An 18,399-nucleotide genomic window follows, 5' to 3' on the forward strand; every position below is an offset into this window, starting at 1 on the left:
TTTATTACCAAATTGGTCATTGTCATACTGCATCTATTAGTTAGCCCACTTTTTACTAAAAGATTTTTCCGGGAAACACGATGCCACACGATCTGAATGATACCACCCATGCGCTGAATGCACGGAATCTGCGCCAACTCCCCGCTCGTTTCGGCTGCCCGGTCTGGGCCTATGATGCGCAAACCATTATGGATAACATCGCCAAACTGCGTCAGTTCGATACCATCCGTTTTGCGCAGAAATCCTGCTCCAATACGCATATTTTGCGTCTGATGCATCAACAGGGGGTCAAAGTGGATTCCGTGTCGCTGGGGGAAATTGAGCGGGCGCTGGTCGCCGGATTTGTACCGGGAACCGCCGATCACCAGATCGTTTTTACCGCCGATCTGTTGGATCGCCCAACGTTACAGCGGGTCACGGAGCTGAATATTCCGGTGAATGCCGGCTCGGTGGATATGTTGCAACAGCTTGGTGAACAGTCGCCGGGGCATCCGGTGTGGCTGCGCGTGAATCCCGGCTTTGGTCACGGCCACAGCCAGAAAACCAATACCGGCGGCGAGAACAGCAAGCATGGCATCTGGTATGGCGATTTGCCGCAGGCGCTGGCGCACATCCAACGCTATCGGCTGAAGCTGGTGGGTATTCATATGCATATCGGTTCCGGGGTGGATTACGCGCATCTGGCGCAGGTCTGCGACGCGATGGTGCAGCAGGTCATTACGCTGGGCCACGATATTGAGGCGATCTCCGCCGGCGGCGGCCTGTCGATTCCTTACCGCGATGGCGAAGAGGCGATCGATACCGAACACTACTATGGCTTGTGGAATCAGGCGCGTGAAAGAATTGCGGCCCATCTGGGGCACCCGGTCGAGCTGGAAATTGAACCGGGCCGTTTCCTGGTGGCCGAATCCGGTGTACTGGTGGCCGAAGTCCGGGCGGTGAAAGAGATGGGCAGCCGTCATTTTGTCCTGGTGGACGCCGGCTTCAACGATCTGATGCGTCCGGCGATGTACGGCAGCTATCACCATATTTCGCTGCTGCCGGGCGACGACCGCGATATCAGCCAGGCGCCGATGCGCGACAGCGTAATCGCCGGGCCGCTGTGCGAATCAGGCGATGTCTTTACCCAGCAGGCCGGGGGCGGCGTTGAAACTATCGCGCTGCCGGATGCGCAAGTCGGCGATTATCTGGTGTTCCACGATACCGGCGCTTACGGCGCGTCCATGTCATCCAATTACAATAGCCGCCCGCTGTTGCCGGAAGTGTTGTTTGAACAAGGAGAGCCGCGGCTCATCCGCCGCCGCCAGACGCTGGAAGAACTGCTGGCGCTGGAGAAGGTTTAAACGTAACGCGGCAAACCGGCGCAACCTAAAACGTTCACCCGTTTGCCGCAATGATGATCACCTTGAAAAAGGCGCAAGGATGAACATCTTTCACGATGTTTTCCGTATGGCATGAACAATCTTCTCGATGATGACAACAAATACCAACGCCACAACACTATTAACGGCCAGTGCCGTTATCAGCAACGCGAAATCGTAATCACCGCCAGTACATTGAATGGATGATGCTCGGCACATCCGATCAATGGACATAAGAATGCTATCGGCCAGGTTTAACAAGATCCTGCTTCTGACCAAACAAATGGTGATAGCGACAAAGAGAAGAGGATAGAGGATTTTTTTACCTAACATAGCATGGCCCCGTAACTGAACCTTTTACCGTCACCGTTCCATATGTCATCAGATTAGCGCCATTAACCTTGCGCTTTTGTACCCTGAGTAAGGAATTACGAAATGACGTGAATTCGGTACTGCGGAAGAAGGTGATACAGCCCCATGATGTACCGGAACCATCCGACCTTAGCGGATGAATCCTGAAGTTTGAGCGTTGGACACCGCTGATAAAGGTATTGTCATCAATGCTTCCATCATCCCTGTATAGAGCAAACCATGTGCTGTGATCGTTTCCTGTTGCAAAATCCTTTGCCCATGTCAGCAAACGGGATTTCCACGGTCCTTCGGGACGATCGACAATCCAGTATCGACCATTAGGAATCGCTGAGTGGTCTATGAATGAACATTCCGCACGGTTGGTGAACGGCATGTCGCCACTGAAAACTTCAAAAGCGCCGATGCCTGGGCATTGTAGATAAAGCTTCTTCCTGTCGGTTGAAATCTGGTCGAAATCGAGTAAGCAATCGATCATAATTCCCTTTCCTTACGGTATCCATCTAATTTTAAACAGGATATCACTCTTTCAGCTCGGTTTTTTCCCAGAAATACGCGGTTATCGCCATTTTTTTGCCATTGCTGATGTGCGCCTCTCTTGTTAACTAGGTCGAGATATTTCCGCCCTGAGCCTGCATGTTGATATTCAATTGGCCACCGGTGGTCAAGGTTAAACTCTGACCGGCGAGAGTTGCAACTCTTCTCTGCTGCCGAGTGCGATAAGCGGGAAAATGTCCGGATGACGCCATGAATTTTACGCAAAGGTTCACGCGTATCTGGTAGGCCGAATGTATTGATTTTCGGAGGATTGAAAGCGAGGATTGCCGTACGATTGAGTATTCGTGCGGGATTGAGATCGTCGGCCTCACTGGTAAAGGTAATTCGATAATTTTTACTTAACTTTTTCTGTGCAGTGAAGTGCAATAAAGAAAGTGGAACGGTAGTGTTTTCTAATTTGAAATGATAGCGTGAATGTGAGTTGATTTCACTGCTAAGGCTATTAATTATAGCTCTATCCATTCTGTGATTCCTTTTCATATCCATTGAAACCAATAAAATGCGGGCTATCATACGGGTGAAAAAACAATATGTCATTATCTAAACAATTAACTATTTTTTATGATAACCCGAGTTTGCGGTTGAAGACTGCAAGGCTAATCTTCTTGCCGTAGTTGCGTTATGGCGCGTGTGGCGATGACGGTGGAGAACAAGTGGGAGTTATATCGGCGGCGGCCTAAAATATCCGGCATTTTCGCCACGTTTATACCATAAAAAGCCGTAGCGCATATCATTAGCCCCGGTTTATTACATGACGCCGAAGATATTTACAGTTGGTTTCATTTCGAGCAGAACTCTTTCGATTAGGCGCTGGTTTCTTTTGCTCGGTATCTTTAGAGTATCAATTCCCAGAGGTATTGATTGGTGATATATCAATGTGCTCTGTACATTGACGCATTTGATTACACCAACCTACGCGGATGCGTAGGTTTTTTTTTGCCTGTCTTTTTTATCTTGCCGCCCGCCTGGCTTCTTTGCTTTCTTGCTCCGGGCAATGGGTTAGCTGGGATTTTACGAATTTTCACGTTGGTTGTTTTTTAATCAAACATTACTTGCATCACAAATAGAAAAGAAACCGGCCTGCTCCCTTGTCACGGAATTGACCGTTTAAATAGCTGGTGCTAATTTCTTCTCATGCATAAGGCTTGTTACCGTTCGGCGGGCAAAACTTAAGTGCAGAGACTTAGCGTATGTATTACATCACTGTATTACATAGTGTCTGGTTCTGTATTTTGGTTTTGCCCGTTTTTATTTATAGGGGACAAGGGTGATGAAGATAAGGCAGATCCTGAATAATAATGTCGTCAGCGTATTGGACGATCAGGGTCAAGAGCTGATCTTAACCGGTTGCGGGCTGGGTTTTAATTCAAACTGCGGCCAGCAGGTAGATGCATCACGTATTGAAAAAATATTTCATTTACAAGACAACGCTATTTCAGCGCGTTTTAAAGATCTGGTTGATCAGGTGTCGCTAGAGGTCATACAGATCACCGACGACATCGTAGAGATGGCAAAAACGCAGCTGCAGCAAAAACTTAGTGAAGGCATCTATGTCACTTTGGCCGACCATCTTAACTTCGCGCTGCAGTGTCAGCAGAACGGCGTCACGATCCAGAATCCGCTGCAATGGGAAGTTAGCCATTTTTATAAAGACGAGTATGCGGTAGCTGAAAAAGCGTTAGATCTGGTGTTTGAACAGTTTCAGGTGGTATTGCCCAAGTCCGAGGCGTGCAGTATTGCGCTGCATATCGTCAATGCTGAATTGAATGACAATATCGGTAATATAAAACAGATTACCCAGTTGATTTATCAAGTGCAGAATATCGTTAAATATTATTTCCGTGTTTCGTTGGATGAATCCGGTTCTAATTATCACCGTTTTATTACCCATCTTAAGTTTTTTGCTCAGCGGGTGATTGATGGCGCAACGCTGGAAAATGATGATGGCGATTTATTTAATATGGTGCAACAGCGCTATCAAAAAACATTAGGCTGCGTTGAGTATATCAACGCCTTTATTAATAAAAATTATCAACACAACATGAGCAATTCGGAGAAACTCTATCTGACCATACATATTGATAATATGATCCACAGTTTACACCATTCCAAATAGGCTTGTTACTGTTAAATCAGGCAAACCCCAGAGGAAACAAAGCGCCGCGGTAAATCATACCGTGCGGTTGTTGATGAAATCTTATGATTTCTTTCTGGACAGAGGAATAACCATGAATTATCAGGACACGGCAAAACGGATCGCTGAATTAGTCGGCGGAGAAAAAAATATTCAGCACGTTTTCCATTGTATTACCCGTTTACGTTTTCAGTTACGGGATATGGCTCAGGCCGATAAAGCTGCGCTGCAACAGCTTGATGGCGTTATTGGTATTAATGTGGCCGGCGATCAGTTTCAGGTGATTATTGGTAATGAGGTCGCGGATGTTTACCGTGCCCTTATCCAGCGCTATCCCGCATTGTCTCAGAAAACGGATAATCCGCAGCAAGGAGAAAAACGTAATCTGATTTCCACCATGCTGGAGTCGTTATCCAGCATCTTTTCACCGATTATTCCGGCGATTGCCGGCGCCGGGATTCTAAAAGGGGTGCTGTCGCTGTTTATCGCGTTACAGTGGGTATCGCCGACCAATCAAACCTATTTGATCCTCTCCGCCATCAGCGACGGAGTATTCTTTTTCATTCCGCTGGTGCTGGCGTTCAGCGCGGCCAATAAACTGGGTTGTAATCCGTATGTGGCGGTAGCGCTGGCCGCCACCCTGTTTCACCCTACGCTGCTAAAACTGTTTCAGCAGGGTGGTTCGATTTCATTTATCGGGCTGCCGGTGTCGCCGGTGTCTTATTCGTCCTCGGTGATCCCGATTCTGCTGGCGGTGTGGCTGATGTCATACGTTGAGCGTGCCATCGATCGAGTTATGCCGGGCATGCTCAAGACGATGTTTGTCCCGCTGTTTACGCTGCTGATCGTCGCGCCAATTATGCTGATAGCAATTGGACCTCTGGGGATCTTTGCCGGCAACTATCTGTCGACAGGGGTAGTTTGGCTGGTGGAAAACATGGGGCTGCTTGCCGGGTTGATTCTGGGCGGCACGCTTTCCCTGATTATTATCACCGGTATGCACTATGTGCTGATCCCTATCGTGATTAATAACATCAGCAAGATGGGATTCGATCCGTTAAAAATCATCTTCTATGTCGCCAACCTGGGGCAGGCTGGGGCGGCATTCGGCGTGTTCCTGCGCTCGCGTAATAAAAAAGTGAAATCGCTGGCGTTATCCACCAGCCTCACGGCGGCGATGGGAATTACCGAGCCTGCCATGTACGGTATCAATATCCGCTTCAAACGTCCGTTTGCCGCCGCGTTAATCGGCGGCGCCTGCGGCGGCGCTTTCGCTATGTTCTTCGGGGTGAAAACCTACGCCTTCGCGTTAAGTGGTTTGCCGGGGTTGCCCGCGTTGGTTGGCCCCACCTTCCTGTATGCCCTGGCGAGTCTGGCTATCTCCTTTAGCGCCGCGGCGATCGTCACCTGCCTGCTGGGGTTTGAGGATCCGGTTGAGCAGTCGGCGCCGGATCTGTCGGCAAGCGCTGAAGCGCCGCCGGTCTTGGCCGGTAGACCGGTGCAGGCGGGGCAAACCGTCGGCAGCGTAAAACCTTTGCTGCTCAGCCGACATGAGGAACAGCTCTTTGCGCCGATAGACGGACGTATGGTTTCCCTTGATCACTTAAGCGACCCGATCTTTGCCGACGAGATGTTCGGCAAGGGCATCGCCGTTTATCCCGCCAACGGCGAACTGGTGTCGCCGGTTAACGGACGAGTGGAGTCGGTGTTTGAAACCTGTCACGCCCTGGCGCTGAAAAGCGATACCGGCGCGGAAATACTGATCCATATCGGCATTGATACCGTCAAACTCGGCGGGCGGCATTTCACCAGTCATATTCAACCGGGGCAGATGGTCGAGGTCGGCGATCCGCTGGTGAGTTTCGATCTGCCGGCATTGCTGGCGGAAGGCATCGATCCCAGCGTGATTGTGGTCGTTACCAACACCGAATGTTATGGCGAGGTCAGCTCGCTGGTCGAGGGCGACGTCCATTCACGCGAAGCATTTCTGAAACTGACCGCCGCAGCGGCATAGGGGCGACAACATGACATTTTCAAAACAATTTCCCGATGATTTTCTCTGGGGCGGGGCAACGGCGGCCAACCAGTTGGAAGGCGCCTGGAACGAAGGCGGCAAAGGGCTCTCCGTTTCCGATGTTTATACCTTTGACAGCAAAACGCCCAAAGAACGCTGGCTCGATCAGTGGTTATTCATGACCCATCGCCAGGTGGCGCAGGCGCAGGATGCAAACAGCGCGAAGTATTATCCCAAGCGCAAGGGCATCGACTTTTATCACCGCTATAAAGAGGATATCGCGCTGTTCGCCGAGATGGGTTTTAAATGCTTTCGCATGTCGATTGCCTGGACGCGCATTTTCCCGCGCGGCGATGAAACTGAGCCGAACGAGGCGGCGCTGGCGTTTTATGATGATGTGCTGGATACGCTGCTGGCGCACAACATTCAGCCGATCGTCTCCCTGTCTCACTATGAAATGCCGCTGTGCCTGGTAACGGAATACGGCGGCTGGCCGAATCGTCAACTGGTGGACTTTTACATACGTTTCGCCACCACGGTGTTCGAACGCTATCGGCATAAGGTGAAATACTGGATGACGTTTAACGAGATCAACTGCGTGAAACATCACCCTTATGTCAGCGTGGGCGTGATTGAGGAGGATCACCCGCACCTGGAGCAGGACAAGTATCAGGGCGCGCACCACCAGTTTGTCGCCAGCGCGCTGGCCACCAAAGCCTGTCATCGGATCATTCCCGGCGCGCAGGTGGGCTGCATGATCAGCTATCAGATGCTGTATCCCCACACCTGTCACCCGGACGATCTGCAAGCCTGTGAAGAGCAGCAGCGGGTATCGCTGTTTTTCAGCGATGTGCAGGCGCGCGGCTACTACCCGGCCTATACCGATCGCATGCTGGCGGAAAAGGGCGTGGTACTGAAGAAAGCGCAGGGCGATGACGAAATCCTGCGCCAGTATCCGGTCGATTTCGTGTCATTCAGCTATTACATGTCCAGTACCGTCAGCGCGCATCCGGAAGCGCTGGAGGGCGTCACCGGCAATTTGATCACCGGCGGCATCCGCAATCCCTACCTGCCCAGCAGCCAGTGGGGCTGGCAGATCGACCCGAAAGGGCTGCGTCTGGCGCTGAATCAGCTCTACGACCGTTATCAGAAGCCGCTGTTTATCGCGGAGAACGGGTTGGGCGCCGTCGATACCGTCAATCCTGACGGCACCATCGACGACGATTACCGCATTGACTACCTGCGCCAGCACATCGAGCAGATGAAAGAGGCGCTGGGCGATGGCGTCAAACTGTTCGGCTACACCTGGTGGGGGCCGATTGATGTGATCAGCGCGGGCACGGCGCAGATTTCGAAACGCTACGGTTTTATCCATGTCGATCAGGATGATGACGGCAACGGCTCGCAGCGCCGTTCGCGCAAGAAAAGTTTCCACTGGTATCGGCGGGTGATCGCCTCCAACGGCGAACAGCTGGCGGATTGAAAAAACAGGCGCGCGGCGGGTCAAACGCGCCTGGCCGCCGCCTCTATGCTGAATGTGATGATGAGGTATTCGTATGGCACGTTTTCCGAATGATTTTCTGTGGGGTGGGGCGATTGCGGCCAATCAGGCCGAAGGCGCATGGAATGAAGACGGCAAGGGGCCGTCCATCGCCGATGTGGTGCGCGGCGGCGTAATTGCCGGACAGGCGGATGACGCGATCGATTCGCACCTGTACTACGCCAGCCATCAGGCGATCGATTTTTATCACCGCTATAAGCAAGATGTGGCGCTGTTCGCCGAAATGGGTTTCAAATGTTTTCGCACCTCGATTGCCTGGTCGCGCATCTTCCCGCAGGGGGATGAGGCCACGCCGAATGAAGCGGGGCTCCAGTTCTACGACGACCTGTTCGACGAACTGCTGAAATACGGCATTCAGCCGGTGATCACGCTGTCGCACTATGAAACGCCGCTGGCGCTGGCGACGCGCTACGGCGGCTGGGAAAGCCGCAAGCTGGTGGAGTTTTTCAGCCGTTACTGCGAAACGGTATTCCGCCGCTACCGGCACAAAGTGAAATACTGGATGACCTTCAACGAACTGAACAATATGAACCGCATGTCGTTCGCCACCGGCGCGATACGGCCGCCGCAGGAGCGGTTATTGCAGATGGTCTATCAGGCGAACCACCATATGTTCGTGGCTAACGCCATCGCCAATAAGCTGTGTCATGAGATCATTCCTGACGCGAAGATTGGCTGCATGCTGTCGCTCAGCACCGTTTATCCCTATCGTTGTCATCCGGATGATGTGTTTGAAACCTATCAGTTGCGCCGCCGTTCGCTGTTTTACGCCGACGTGATGATGCGTGGGGGGTATCCGGCGTACAGCCGGCGGATGTGGCGCGACTACGATATTGCGCTGGTTATGGAACCGGGCGATCTAGAACTGCTGGCGGCCTACCCGTCCGACTATCTGGGGTTCAGCTACTATCGCAGCGCCACGCACAAGGCGGGCGAACTGGTGCTGTCGGATACCGGCGGCATCACCGGGCTGGAAAATCCGTACCTGGAGAAAACGGCGTGGGGCTGGCCGATTGATGCCAAGGGGTTACGGCTGGTGTGCAATGAACTGGCGGATCGTTATCAAAAACCGTTGTTTATCGTGGAAAACGGTTACGGCGGCGCGGATACTCCGGCGGCGGACGGCACTATTGAGGATGATGAGCGTATCAGCTACGGCCGCCAGCATCTTCAGCAAGTGGCGGAAGCGATCGCCGACGGCTGCGACATTATGGGATATACCTGGTGGGGACCGATTGATATCGTCAGCGCCGGTACCGGTGAGATGAAAAAACGTTACGGCTTTATTTATGTTGATAAAGACAACGATGGCAACGGCACGCTGGCCCGTTCGAAGAAAAAGAGTTTCGGCTGGTATAAACAGGTCATCGCGTCTAACGGCGAGCAGCTTTAGTGCTTAGGGTTGTTTTCGATACACCAATGCAGGGGCTATGACGGCGTTGACCGTTACCCGGCGTAAAAATTATGCTGAGGAGAGAGCAGACTTAGGGTGAGCCGCATGGACGCGGGCCGCCGCGTTGCATCCCTTGCTGTTATGCCTGATGGCGATCACGCTGCGGCAAACCGGAGAAAGCGGTTTGCCGCACCTGTGCATTTCGCTATCTGTCGCATCAGGCTCCGTTCTTTCATATCTCCATTCTGGCGCTGGAAAATACGAACTATCCTAATAAGTTACGATATCGGACGCCATATTCGGTTATTCTGGCGATAAGCCGATCCCTATAGTATTTTGAACGCAGATATTCATCGGTCTATACCCAATAGATTTCGAGTTGCATCAAGGCGGCGACCGACCGAATCCCCAGGAGCTTACTCAAGTAAGTGACTGGGGCGAGTAAGGGAAGCCAACGCAGATGCGGCTCGAAAGATGAAGGGTATATTAGGAGAAGACATGATCTATACCCTGTTGCGCTGGGTGTTCAAACGGCTGTATCGCATACGGATTGAAGGCGACAGCCGTAATTTTCAGCAGTCTAAACTGTTAATTACCCCTAACCACGTATCTTTTCTGGACGGCGCGTTATTGGCGCTGTTTTTACCGATCAAACCGGTATTTGCGGTTTATTCCACGATTTCCGAGCGCTGGTTTATGCGCTGGCTGAAACGCTATATCGATTTCGTGCCGTTGGATCCGACCAAACCGTTGGCCATTAAGGGGTTGATTAAGGTGATTGAGCGCGGGCAGCCGGTGGTGGTGTTCCCGGAAGGCCGTATCACCGTGACTGGCTCATTGATGAAGGTCTACAGCGGCGCCGCGTTTGTGGCGGCGAAATCCGGCGCAACCATTGTTCCCGTGCGGTTGGACGGCGCTGAATTCACGCCGTTCGGGCGTCTGGCCGGCGTTTTTAAACGCCGCTGGTTCCCGCAGATTACCATAAAATATTTGCCGCCCACCACACTGCCGATGCCGGCAGCGAACAGCGCCAGAGAGCGCCGTATTCTGGCGGGAGAACATCTGCATCAGATCATGATGCACGCCCGTATGGCGAGCCGCCCGCAACACACGCTGTATCAGGCTTTTCTGGCCGCGCAAACCCGCTACGGGCGCCGCGCCCGTTGTATTTCGGATATCGCGTTTAAGGAAGACAGCTATCAGGGATTACTGAAAAAGTCGCTGGGCGTATCGCGCATCTTGCAGCGTTTTACCCGTGAGGGCGAGCACGTCGGCATGCTGTTGCCGAATACCACGATTACCGCGGCGGCGATACTGGGAGCGTCATTGCGTAACCGGGTGCCGGCGATGCTGAACTACACCGCCGGGGCGAACGGGCTACAAAGCGCCATGAAAGCCGCCGCCATCAGAACCATTGTGACTTCCCGCCAGTTTCTGGAAAAGGGCAAGCTGACGGCGTTGCCACAGCAGGTCAGCGACGCCAACTGGGTCTATCTGGAAGATTTGAAAGATACCGTCACGCTGGCCGACAAGCTGTGGATCCTGTTTCATCTGCTGTTCCCGGCGAAAGCCATGCTGGCGCAGCAGCCTGACGATTCGGCGATGATCCTGTTTACTTCCGGCTCCGAAGGGAACCCGAAAGGCGTGGTGCATTCCCATGACAGTCTGCTGGCCAACGTTGAGCAAATCCGTACCGTGGCGGATTTTACGCCGCGCGACCGTTTTATGTCGGCGCTGCCGCTGTTCCATGCGTTTGGTTTGACCGTGGGTCTGCTGACGCCGCTGATGACCGGCGCCCGCGTGTTTCTGTACCCCAGCCCGCTGCATTACCGCATCGTGCCGGAACTGGTGTACGACCAGAACTGCACCGTGCTGTTCGGCACCTCCACTTTTCTGGGGCACTACGCGCGCTTTGCCCATCCGTATGACTTCGCCCGCTTGCGCTATGTGGTGGCCGGGGCGGAAAAACTGTCTGAGGGCGTGCGTCAAGTCTGGCAGGACAAGTTCGGCATTCGCATTCTGGAAGGCTATGGCGTGACGGAGTGCGCGCCGGTGGTGGCGATTAACGTGCCGATGGCGGCGAAACTCCATACCGTCGGGCGTCTGCTGCCGGAAATGGAGTCGCGGCTGATGACGGTGCCGGGCATCGAGCGCGGCGGGCGTTTACAACTGCGCGGACCGAATATTATGAAAGGCTATCTGCGCGTTGAGCGCCCCGGCGTGCTGGAAACACCGGCGGCGGAAAATGAGCAGGGCGAGCTACAAGCCGGCTGGTACGACACCGGCGATATCGTCGAACTGGATGAAAACGGCTTCTGCGCGATTGTCGGCCGGGTAAAACGCTTCGCCAAACTTGCCGGTGAAATGGTGTCGCTGGAGAGCGTTGAACAGTTGGCGCTAGGCGTGTCGCCGGGGGCGCAACACGCCGCCAGCGCCAGGAGCGACAGCAGTAAAGGGGAAGCGTTGGTACTGTTTACCACCGACAGTCAGTTAACCCGCGATCGCTTGTCCGCACAGGCGCGCAGCAGCGGCGTGCCCGAACTGGCGGTGCCGCGTGATATCCGCTATGTGAAAGCATTACCGTTACTCGGCAGCGGCAAACCCGATTTTGTCACGTTGCGCCAAATGGCCGAACAACCGGAGCAGGCAGAATGAATCAGACGCCACAACCCGAAACGCGACTGCTGTCGCGCAGTATGAATGCCGTCATTATTGCGCAGTTTTTTTCCGCGTTTGGCGATAACGCGCTGTTGTTCGCCACGCTGGCGTTAATCAAAGTGCTGGTCTATCCCGACTGGAGTCAGCCATTCCTGCAAATGGGCTTTGTGGCCGCTTACATCATTCTGGCGCCGTTTGTCGGTCAGGTGGCGGACAGTTACGCCAAAGGTCGGGTGATGATGTTCGCCAACAGCCTGAAGTTACTGGGAGCGCTGGTGATTTTTATCGGCGGTAATCCGTTTTTGGGCTATACGCTGGTGGGCGTAGGAGCGGCGGCCTATTCGCCAGCCAAGTACGGCATTCTGGGGGAAATTACCCACGGCGACCAGTTGGTGAAAGCCAACGGCCTGATGGAGGCTTCGACCATTGCCGCGATCCTCGTCGGATCGGTGGCGGGGGGCGTGCTGGCCGACTGGAACCTGAGCGCGGCGCTGGCTATCTGCGCGGTGGCTTATGGCATCGCGCTGGGGGCAAACATGCTGATCCCGCGGCTGAAGGCGGCGCGTCCCGGACAGTCCTGGCATCCGGCCCATATGACGCGCAGTTTCTTTTCATCCTGCCGGGTGTTATGGCGCGACGGCGAAACCCGCTTTTCGCTGCTCGGCACCAGTATGTTCTGGGGCGCCGGGGTGACGCTGCGCTTCCTGCTGGTGCTGTGGGTGCCGCTGGCGCTGGGTATAACCGATAACGCCACGCCGACATTGCTTAATGCGATGGTGGCGGTGGGGATCGTACTGGGGGCCGGCGCCGCCGCTAAACTGGTGACGCTGAAAACGGTACAGCGCTGTTTGCCCGCCGGCGTACTGATCGGCGCGGCGGTGGTGATTTTCACCCTTCAGCACAACCTGATCAGCGCCTATGCGCTGCTGATTTTGCTTGGCGCGCTGGGCGGCTTTTTCATCGTGCCGCTGAACGCGCTATTGCAGGATCGGGGCAAGGAGAGCGTTGGCGCGGGCAATGCCATCGCCGTGCAGAATCTGGGTGAGAACGCGGCGATGCTGCTGATGCTGGGGCTCTATTCGCTGGTGGTGAAACTCGGCGTATCGGTTATCACTATCGGTATTGGTTTCGGCGTATTATTCACGTTCGCCATTGGGTTATTATGGCTCTGGCTGATTTTCACAAAGCGGCGCGAGCGTTTATAAACACGCATGCCGCGGCGCGTTGTTTAAGCGAATGGCATAAGCCGTTAGGATAAGCGAATGCATGGCAAATAACGGCAGGATAGAGGCGGGTATGAATCTGATATGGCATGACTGGCGGGTCGATGACCTGAATGTTTATTCACTACATGACATTCTGGCGTTACGCAATCAGGTATTTATCGTTGAACAAAACTGCCCTTATCAGGATCTCGACGGCAGGGATCTGGCCGACGGCAACCGCCATGTTACGGCCTATCATAATGGCAAACTGGCGGCTTATGCGCGGCTGCTGGCGCCTTCTCCGGCCAATGACGCCGTCACTATCGGCCGGGTGATTGTCGCGCCCGCCGCCAGAGGACAACATCTGGGGCATCAATTGCTGGAGCATGCGCTGCTGGCCTGCGCCCGCCACTGGCCGCAAAAGCCCCTTTACCTCTCCGCGCAGGCGCACTTGCAGGATTTTTACGCCGGTTTCGGTTTCGTCGCCACCGGCGAGGTGTATGACGAAGACGGTATCCCGCATATTGATATGCGCAACACCGTTTAGGTTCGCGTGTTATTTTATGGCCGGGTCTTATCGCAGTCCGAATCCCGAAAAATAGAGCGGCGCCGGCGAATCGTGGGGCATATCGCCGCGCTGTTGCTCCACTGCCGCCATCGAGGAGGGCAGCTCGAACGGCAGCCGGGCGGTATAGACCCTGTCATCCAGCAGCGAGCGCAGCAGCACTTCGTCGCGGACGCCGAAATTCCCCAGCAGCACGGCCGCCTTATCCTCGATCGCGGTCAGGATCGCCGGACGATCAAGATAGACGGTCACCACCGTAGGCACGTGACGGGCCGCGGCGAGGATCGCCCGATATTGCGGATCGTTCGGCTTGAAGTCCAGCGCGCCCTCGTGGTACATGGCGCCGAAGAAAAAGTTTTTATGCGGCTGTTCATAAGGGGCGTTGACGCGCACCAATGCCACTTCCGCCTGTTCCGGGCGCTCGACTACCGTCAGGCCGGCGTTCTGCACCGCCTTGCGGCTCATCCCCCAGACATAGATTTTCGCGCCTGGCTTCAGCGGCAGCACGCCATCCCGTTTTTTCAGCAGTACCAGCGAGTCGTACTGCGCCCGATCCGCCTGCCGCTGCGCCTCCCCATCGTTCAGCACCCGCTCCGCCTGTTGCGGATCGACGAACGGTGCCTCGAACTGCCCCAGCAGGAACTTCTGCTCCAGGATGCGCAGCACCGATTGGTCAATGCGCGCCTCCTTCAGTTTGCCCTCGCGCACGGCCTGCACGATGATCGACGAGTCGTCCACACCGCCGAACTGATCCACCCCGGCCTCGACGGCCTTAACGAAGCGCTCCGCCACCGACAGGCGCTCCACGCCCCAGGGGATGCCGATGTCCACGCCGGGGTTTTCACCGGGCGGATAGCCCGTTATGCAGGTGCCGGCGCAGTCGGCGGTGATCAGCCAGTCGCTGACGATCACCCCGCGAAAACCGTACTCGCCGCGCAGCACGTTCTGTAGCAGGAATTTGTTGAAGCCGGCCCCCACCTGTTCGATAGTGGTGCCCTTATAAACCGCGTTCTTCAGGATGGGATAAGTCGGCATCACGCCGGCTACCCCGGATTCGAACGCCCCGGTGAAAGGATAAATATGCTGCTCCAGCGCCTGCGCATCTTTAAACGGCGCATATCTGCCGTAGTAGTGGTGGCCGTCAAATCCCTTGTCCGATGCGCCGTACCCTACCCAGTGCTTTACCACCGCGCCGACGCTGGCGCTATTCAACCCGTCGGCGCCGTTCTGCATCCCGGCGACGTAGCCCCGCACCATTTTTCTTACCCGCTCCTTATCGTCGCCAAAGGTGCCGTCGATGCGCGACCAACGCGGCTCCGTAGCCAGATCCGCCACCGGCGACAACGCCTGGGTGATGCCGACGGAGCGGTACTCCTGGCGGATGCGGTCGGCGTAATGCCGGATCAGCTCCTCGCTGCCGATGGCGGCCATTCCCGGCGGGGCCGGCCACTGGGAAAAACCGGCGGGCGACGGCGCGGCGTCTATGGCATAGGTATAGGTATTGCGCGGATCGACGCTGATGGTCAGCGGGATCCCCAGGCGGGAGGCTTCGGCGATCTCCTGCAACAAATTATTCTGCCGGGCGAACTCCGCGGGCGCGGCCTCGTTCAGGCGGGTAATAAGGCTGTTCACCTGCTTGTCCGCCACCAACCGACGATTGGCGTCCAGATCGTAGGCGGCGCCGCGGCCGATGGGATCCCCGGCGGAGGGGGCGGAAGCGTGCATCATCATGCCGGCCTTTTCCGGCAGGGTCATGCGGGACAGCAGATCCCGCGCCCGCTCTTGCGCCGGCAGGCGCCAGTCCTCGTAAGGCGACAGCTCGCCGTCGCGATTCAGATCGCGGAATTGCAGCCCATCCCGCTCGATGATTTTTCCTTCGCGCCAGGTTAGTGCCGGTTGCGCCACCGCGACCGGTACGGCGCAGCACAGCATCCCTAACGACAGCATCGTTTTCTTCATGTCCCCATCCTTTGTCTGATAAAAGATAAAAAAACGCGTGGAGCGTTTTTAACGTCGCTTACGGCGGTCCGCCCCAAAAAAAAACCTAAACGCCGCGACGCATCGTTCCCCGCGGGGGAGCAATACATCGAGATGTTTAGGTTTTGCCTGAATAAACCCTGCAACTCGAAATCTATTGGGTATAAACAGTTACAATCCTGACGCCGTCCGGTGCGAACGGCCTGAGTGACTATAGCAATCCGGCAAGGGAAAACCGTGAACGCATTCACGATCCGTCCCGCGCTGCGCCCGATTAAGTCGTCTGCCTAAAACATGTTTTTCCACAGGCCGTGCCGGTTGCAATATGCGTAGGCGGTGAATCCCCGTTTGCAGTTAAACTTGCACTGGCTGCCTTTGCATACCGCGCGGTCGCAATAGACGTAGGCATCGCTTTCCGCCAGCGAAAAGATCGCTGAAGGCTTGTCGCCCGGCGCGATGAATTTGATTTGCCCGCCCCGGAATGTGTAGAGATAAATCCATTCCAGATGATGTTCACCGTCCATCGGATGCGGTGGCGCGCCGACGGTGACGGATAGCGCGTTGGATTCAAACCCGCCGGATACCACCATGGCGGGCAGGTGCTGTTCGGCTGCGGCATCTGTCGGCTCGTGTGGTTTCAATTCGACCATCGGCTCACCGCAGCAGATGATGGATAACGTGCCCTGTCCCGCGTATTGCTGCACCAGCAGCCGGCGGCAGCGTGAGCAACGATAAAAGGCCGGTGCGGCAGTAGAGAATGTCGGCTTGGTGCTGTTTCTGACGCGAGTTGAGGTTTTATGTCCGACGCCGCGCCCGTCCGCATTTTTGTTTCTGGTTAACATAAACGCATCCTCCACTATGGTGAAAAAAAGGGGGAGGGCGTAATGACGTTTTCCGCCGGGGTGTGTTGGTCGTCCAGTCCGAGACGATGAATAATATCCTGGCGCAGCAGGTATTTTTTAATCTTGCCTGAAGCGGTGCGCGGTAAACGATCGATGACCACCACATGCTCGGGATACTTATATTTTGCGACGCGTTTACGGCTGAAAAATGTAATGATGTCATCCAGCGTTAGCGTCCGGTACGGTTCCTTCAATACGATATAGGCGCAGGCGCGCTCGCCTAACCGCTCATCGGGCATGGCGACTACGCCGGCCTCGCGGATCCGGGGATGTTGCAGCAGAATTTCTTCCAGTTCCAGACTGCTGATGTTCTCGCCGCCCCGCACGATCACATCTTTCTTGCGTCCGGTAATTTTGATGTAGCCGTCCTCATCCATGCGGCACAGGTCGCCGCTGTAGTACCAGCCATCTTCGTCCAGCGCATTGGCCGTTAATTCCGGCTCATCCAGATAGCCCATAAAAACGTTTGGTCCGCGGGAGGCCTCTTCCCCTTCTTCTCCGAATGGCACCGGTTGCCGGGCCTTATTGACGACTTTGACTTCCACGCCGGGCGTGGCGGTTCCGTCGGTATTGATGATGCGCGATAGCGGCGCGCCGGGTTTTGCCACGGTATGAGGCGCGCTTTCCGTTGCGCCGTATACGCTGAAAACCGGGATCCCCGCCTGCAAACACTCTTTGATGATTTTTTTCGGTATCGTCGTACCGCCGCATAGAAAAAAACGCAGTGAAGACAAATCGTAGCGGTGCTGTTGCAGGGTACACAAGACGTCATACAAAAAGGGCGTCGCGCCCATAATGCAGGTGCATTTTTCCCGCTCCAGCAGCGTCAGGCATTGGGCCGGGGTGAAGATATCAAGCAGGACGCTGCGGGCGCCGATGATAAAAGGCGCGGTGACGCCATGTAAAAATCCCGTGGCGTGCGCCAGCGGGGCGGGCATCAGAATGGTATCCAGCCAGGTCAGGTTTAGCGTGGCGCAATAGGCGCGTTCGCCGGCGAGGATATTATTGTGCGTCAGCATCACCCCTTTGGGAAAACCTTCGGTGCCGGAGGTGAATAACACCGCGGCAAGGCTGTCGCCCTGGGTCTGAATGCGGCGCTCCAGCGGAGGCGTCTCCCGCAGGATCTGACTTAACGACACCCCGGATTCGGCTGGAGCCAGCTTATCGACGGCGACAACCTGCTGTAAGTCGGGCAACTGAGCGCGCAGTGGGGCGATGACGGACGTCGGCGCGGCGTTTTTAAACCGTGTCGGCATAAATAACAGGCGCGCCCGGCATTTGTTGAGTATCCAGGTGAGTTCGGCTTCGCGGTAAGCGGGAAGCAGCGGAACGGATACCGCCCCGACTTTCAGACAGGCCAGATAAATAAGCGTGAATTCACACCAGCCGGGAAGCTGAAACGCCACTCTGTCCCCTGGCTGTATCCCCGCGTCGAGAAGGTAAGACGCGACGCGCGCCGCCGCGGTATCCAGTTCCGCATAAGTATATTCGGCGCCCTGATTATCGGTTACGGCGACTTTTTCCGGCGCGGTGATGGCCGACATATGCCAGTAGTCCGCCAGCGACGCATCGCCCCAATAGCCCATTTTCCGGTACTGCGTTCTGCGCGCCGGATTAAATTTGATGGTGACACTCATCAGTAGGTTCTCAGTTATATCCCGTTATCTTTCACGTTGCCGATGTAGCGGTTTCATACGTCTTG

Annotated in this window: 14 protein-coding genes; 8 read left to right on the forward strand and 6 right to left on the reverse strand. The window is 55.3% G+C overall.

Translation table 11 applies throughout. From position 1 onward, the window contains the following. Positions 1–80: 80 nt before the first annotated feature. Positions 81–1,343: a diaminopimelate decarboxylase gene (gene lysA / locus ACN28R_RS00090; RefSeq protein ID WP_095833224.1), complete on the forward strand. Its 1,263-nt coding sequence runs from the start codon at positions 81–83 to the stop codon at positions 1,341–1,343. A gap of 90 nt (positions 1,344–1,433) precedes the next feature. Here the strand turns inward: lysA and ACN28R_RS00095 are convergent, their stop codons facing one another. The 3 genes from ACN28R_RS00095 to ACN28R_RS00105 are packed head-to-tail and all read right to left on the reverse strand — an operon-like array spanning position 1,434 to position 2,750. Further along, complete coding sequence (locus tag ACN28R_RS00095; protein ID WP_095833225.1) at positions 1,434–1,694, reverse strand: hypothetical protein; 261 nt, start codon at positions 1,692–1,694, stop codon at positions 1,434–1,436. After that, entirely contained in the window at positions 1,684–2,208 is a 525-nt protein-coding gene (locus ACN28R_RS00100; protein ID WP_095833226.1) for a DUF2778 domain-containing protein, read from the reverse strand. Before ACN28R_RS00100 ends, ACN28R_RS00095 begins: the two co-directional genes overlap by 11 nt. After that, entirely contained in the window at positions 2,205–2,750 is a 546-nt protein-coding gene (locus tag ACN28R_RS00105) for a hypothetical protein (RefSeq protein ID WP_095833227.1), read from the reverse strand. Before ACN28R_RS00105 ends, ACN28R_RS00100 begins: the two co-directional genes overlap by 4 nt. Before the next feature lie 808 nt (positions 2,751–3,558). Here ACN28R_RS00105 and licT point away from each other — a divergent pair. The 7 genes from licT to ACN28R_RS00140 all read left to right on the forward strand — a co-directional run bounded on the left by licT (position 3,559) and on the right by ACN28R_RS00140 (position 13,800). Then, complete coding sequence (licT, locus tag ACN28R_RS00110) at positions 3,559–4,404, forward strand: BglG family transcription antiterminator LicT (RefSeq protein ID WP_095833228.1); 846 nt, start codon at positions 3,559–3,561, stop codon at positions 4,402–4,404. Between the two features lie 112 nt (positions 4,405–4,516). Next, complete coding sequence (locus tag ACN28R_RS00115; RefSeq protein ID WP_095833229.1) at positions 4,517–6,436, forward strand: beta-glucoside-specific PTS transporter subunit IIABC; 1,920 nt, start codon at positions 4,517–4,519, stop codon at positions 6,434–6,436. Positions 6,437–6,446: 10 nt separating this feature from the next. Continuing rightward, the gene (locus ACN28R_RS00120; protein ID WP_095833230.1) at positions 6,447–7,919 is read left to right on the forward strand and encodes a glycoside hydrolase family 1 protein; all 1,473 of its coding nucleotides are present in this window, start codon (positions 6,447–6,449) and stop codon (positions 7,917–7,919) included. A 73-nt stretch (positions 7,920–7,992) separates the two neighbouring features. After that, positions 7,993–9,390, forward strand: a complete 1,398-nt coding sequence (locus tag ACN28R_RS00125; RefSeq protein WP_095833231.1) for a glycoside hydrolase family 1 protein — start codon at positions 7,993–7,995, stop codon at positions 9,388–9,390. A gap of 498 nt (positions 9,391–9,888) precedes the next feature. Next, positions 9,889–12,045, forward strand: a complete 2,157-nt coding sequence (aas, locus tag ACN28R_RS00130) for a bifunctional acyl-ACP--phospholipid O-acyltransferase/long-chain-fatty-acid--ACP ligase (protein WP_095833232.1) — start codon at positions 9,889–9,891, stop codon at positions 12,043–12,045. After that, the gene (gene lplT / locus ACN28R_RS00135) at positions 12,042–13,253 is read left to right on the forward strand and encodes a lysophospholipid transporter LplT (protein WP_048637567.1); all 1,212 of its coding nucleotides are present in this window, start codon (positions 12,042–12,044) and stop codon (positions 13,251–13,253) included. The genes aas and lplT overlap by 4 nt, the downstream gene beginning before the upstream one ends. Positions 13,254–13,344: 91 nt before the next feature. After that, positions 13,345–13,800, forward strand: a complete 456-nt coding sequence (locus ACN28R_RS00140) for a GNAT family N-acetyltransferase (RefSeq protein ID WP_095833233.1) — start codon at positions 13,345–13,347, stop codon at positions 13,798–13,800. 27 nt (positions 13,801–13,827) lie between these two features. Here the strand turns inward: ACN28R_RS00140 and ACN28R_RS00145 are convergent, their stop codons facing one another. From ACN28R_RS00145 to fadK, 3 genes are all read right to left on the reverse strand, one after another. After that, entirely contained in the window at positions 13,828–15,777 is a 1,950-nt protein-coding gene (locus ACN28R_RS00145) for a glycoside hydrolase family 3 protein (protein WP_095833234.1), read from the reverse strand. Positions 15,778–16,082: 305 nt separating this feature from the next. After that, on the reverse strand, positions 16,083–16,637 hold the full coding sequence (locus ACN28R_RS00150; protein ID WP_095833235.1) for a desulfoferrodoxin family protein: 555 nt from the start codon (positions 16,635–16,637) through the stop codon (positions 16,083–16,085). A 14-nt stretch (positions 16,638–16,651) separates the two neighbouring features. Then, complete coding sequence (fadK, locus tag ACN28R_RS00155) at positions 16,652–18,334, reverse strand: medium-chain fatty-acid--CoA ligase (protein ID WP_095833236.1); 1,683 nt, start codon at positions 18,332–18,334, stop codon at positions 16,652–16,654. Between the last annotated feature and the right edge of the window lie 65 nt (positions 18,335–18,399).

It is taken from the genome of Brenneria goodwinii, assembly GCF_002291445.1.
Lineage (GTDB): Bacteria > Pseudomonadota > Gammaproteobacteria > Enterobacterales > Enterobacteriaceae > Brenneria > Brenneria goodwinii.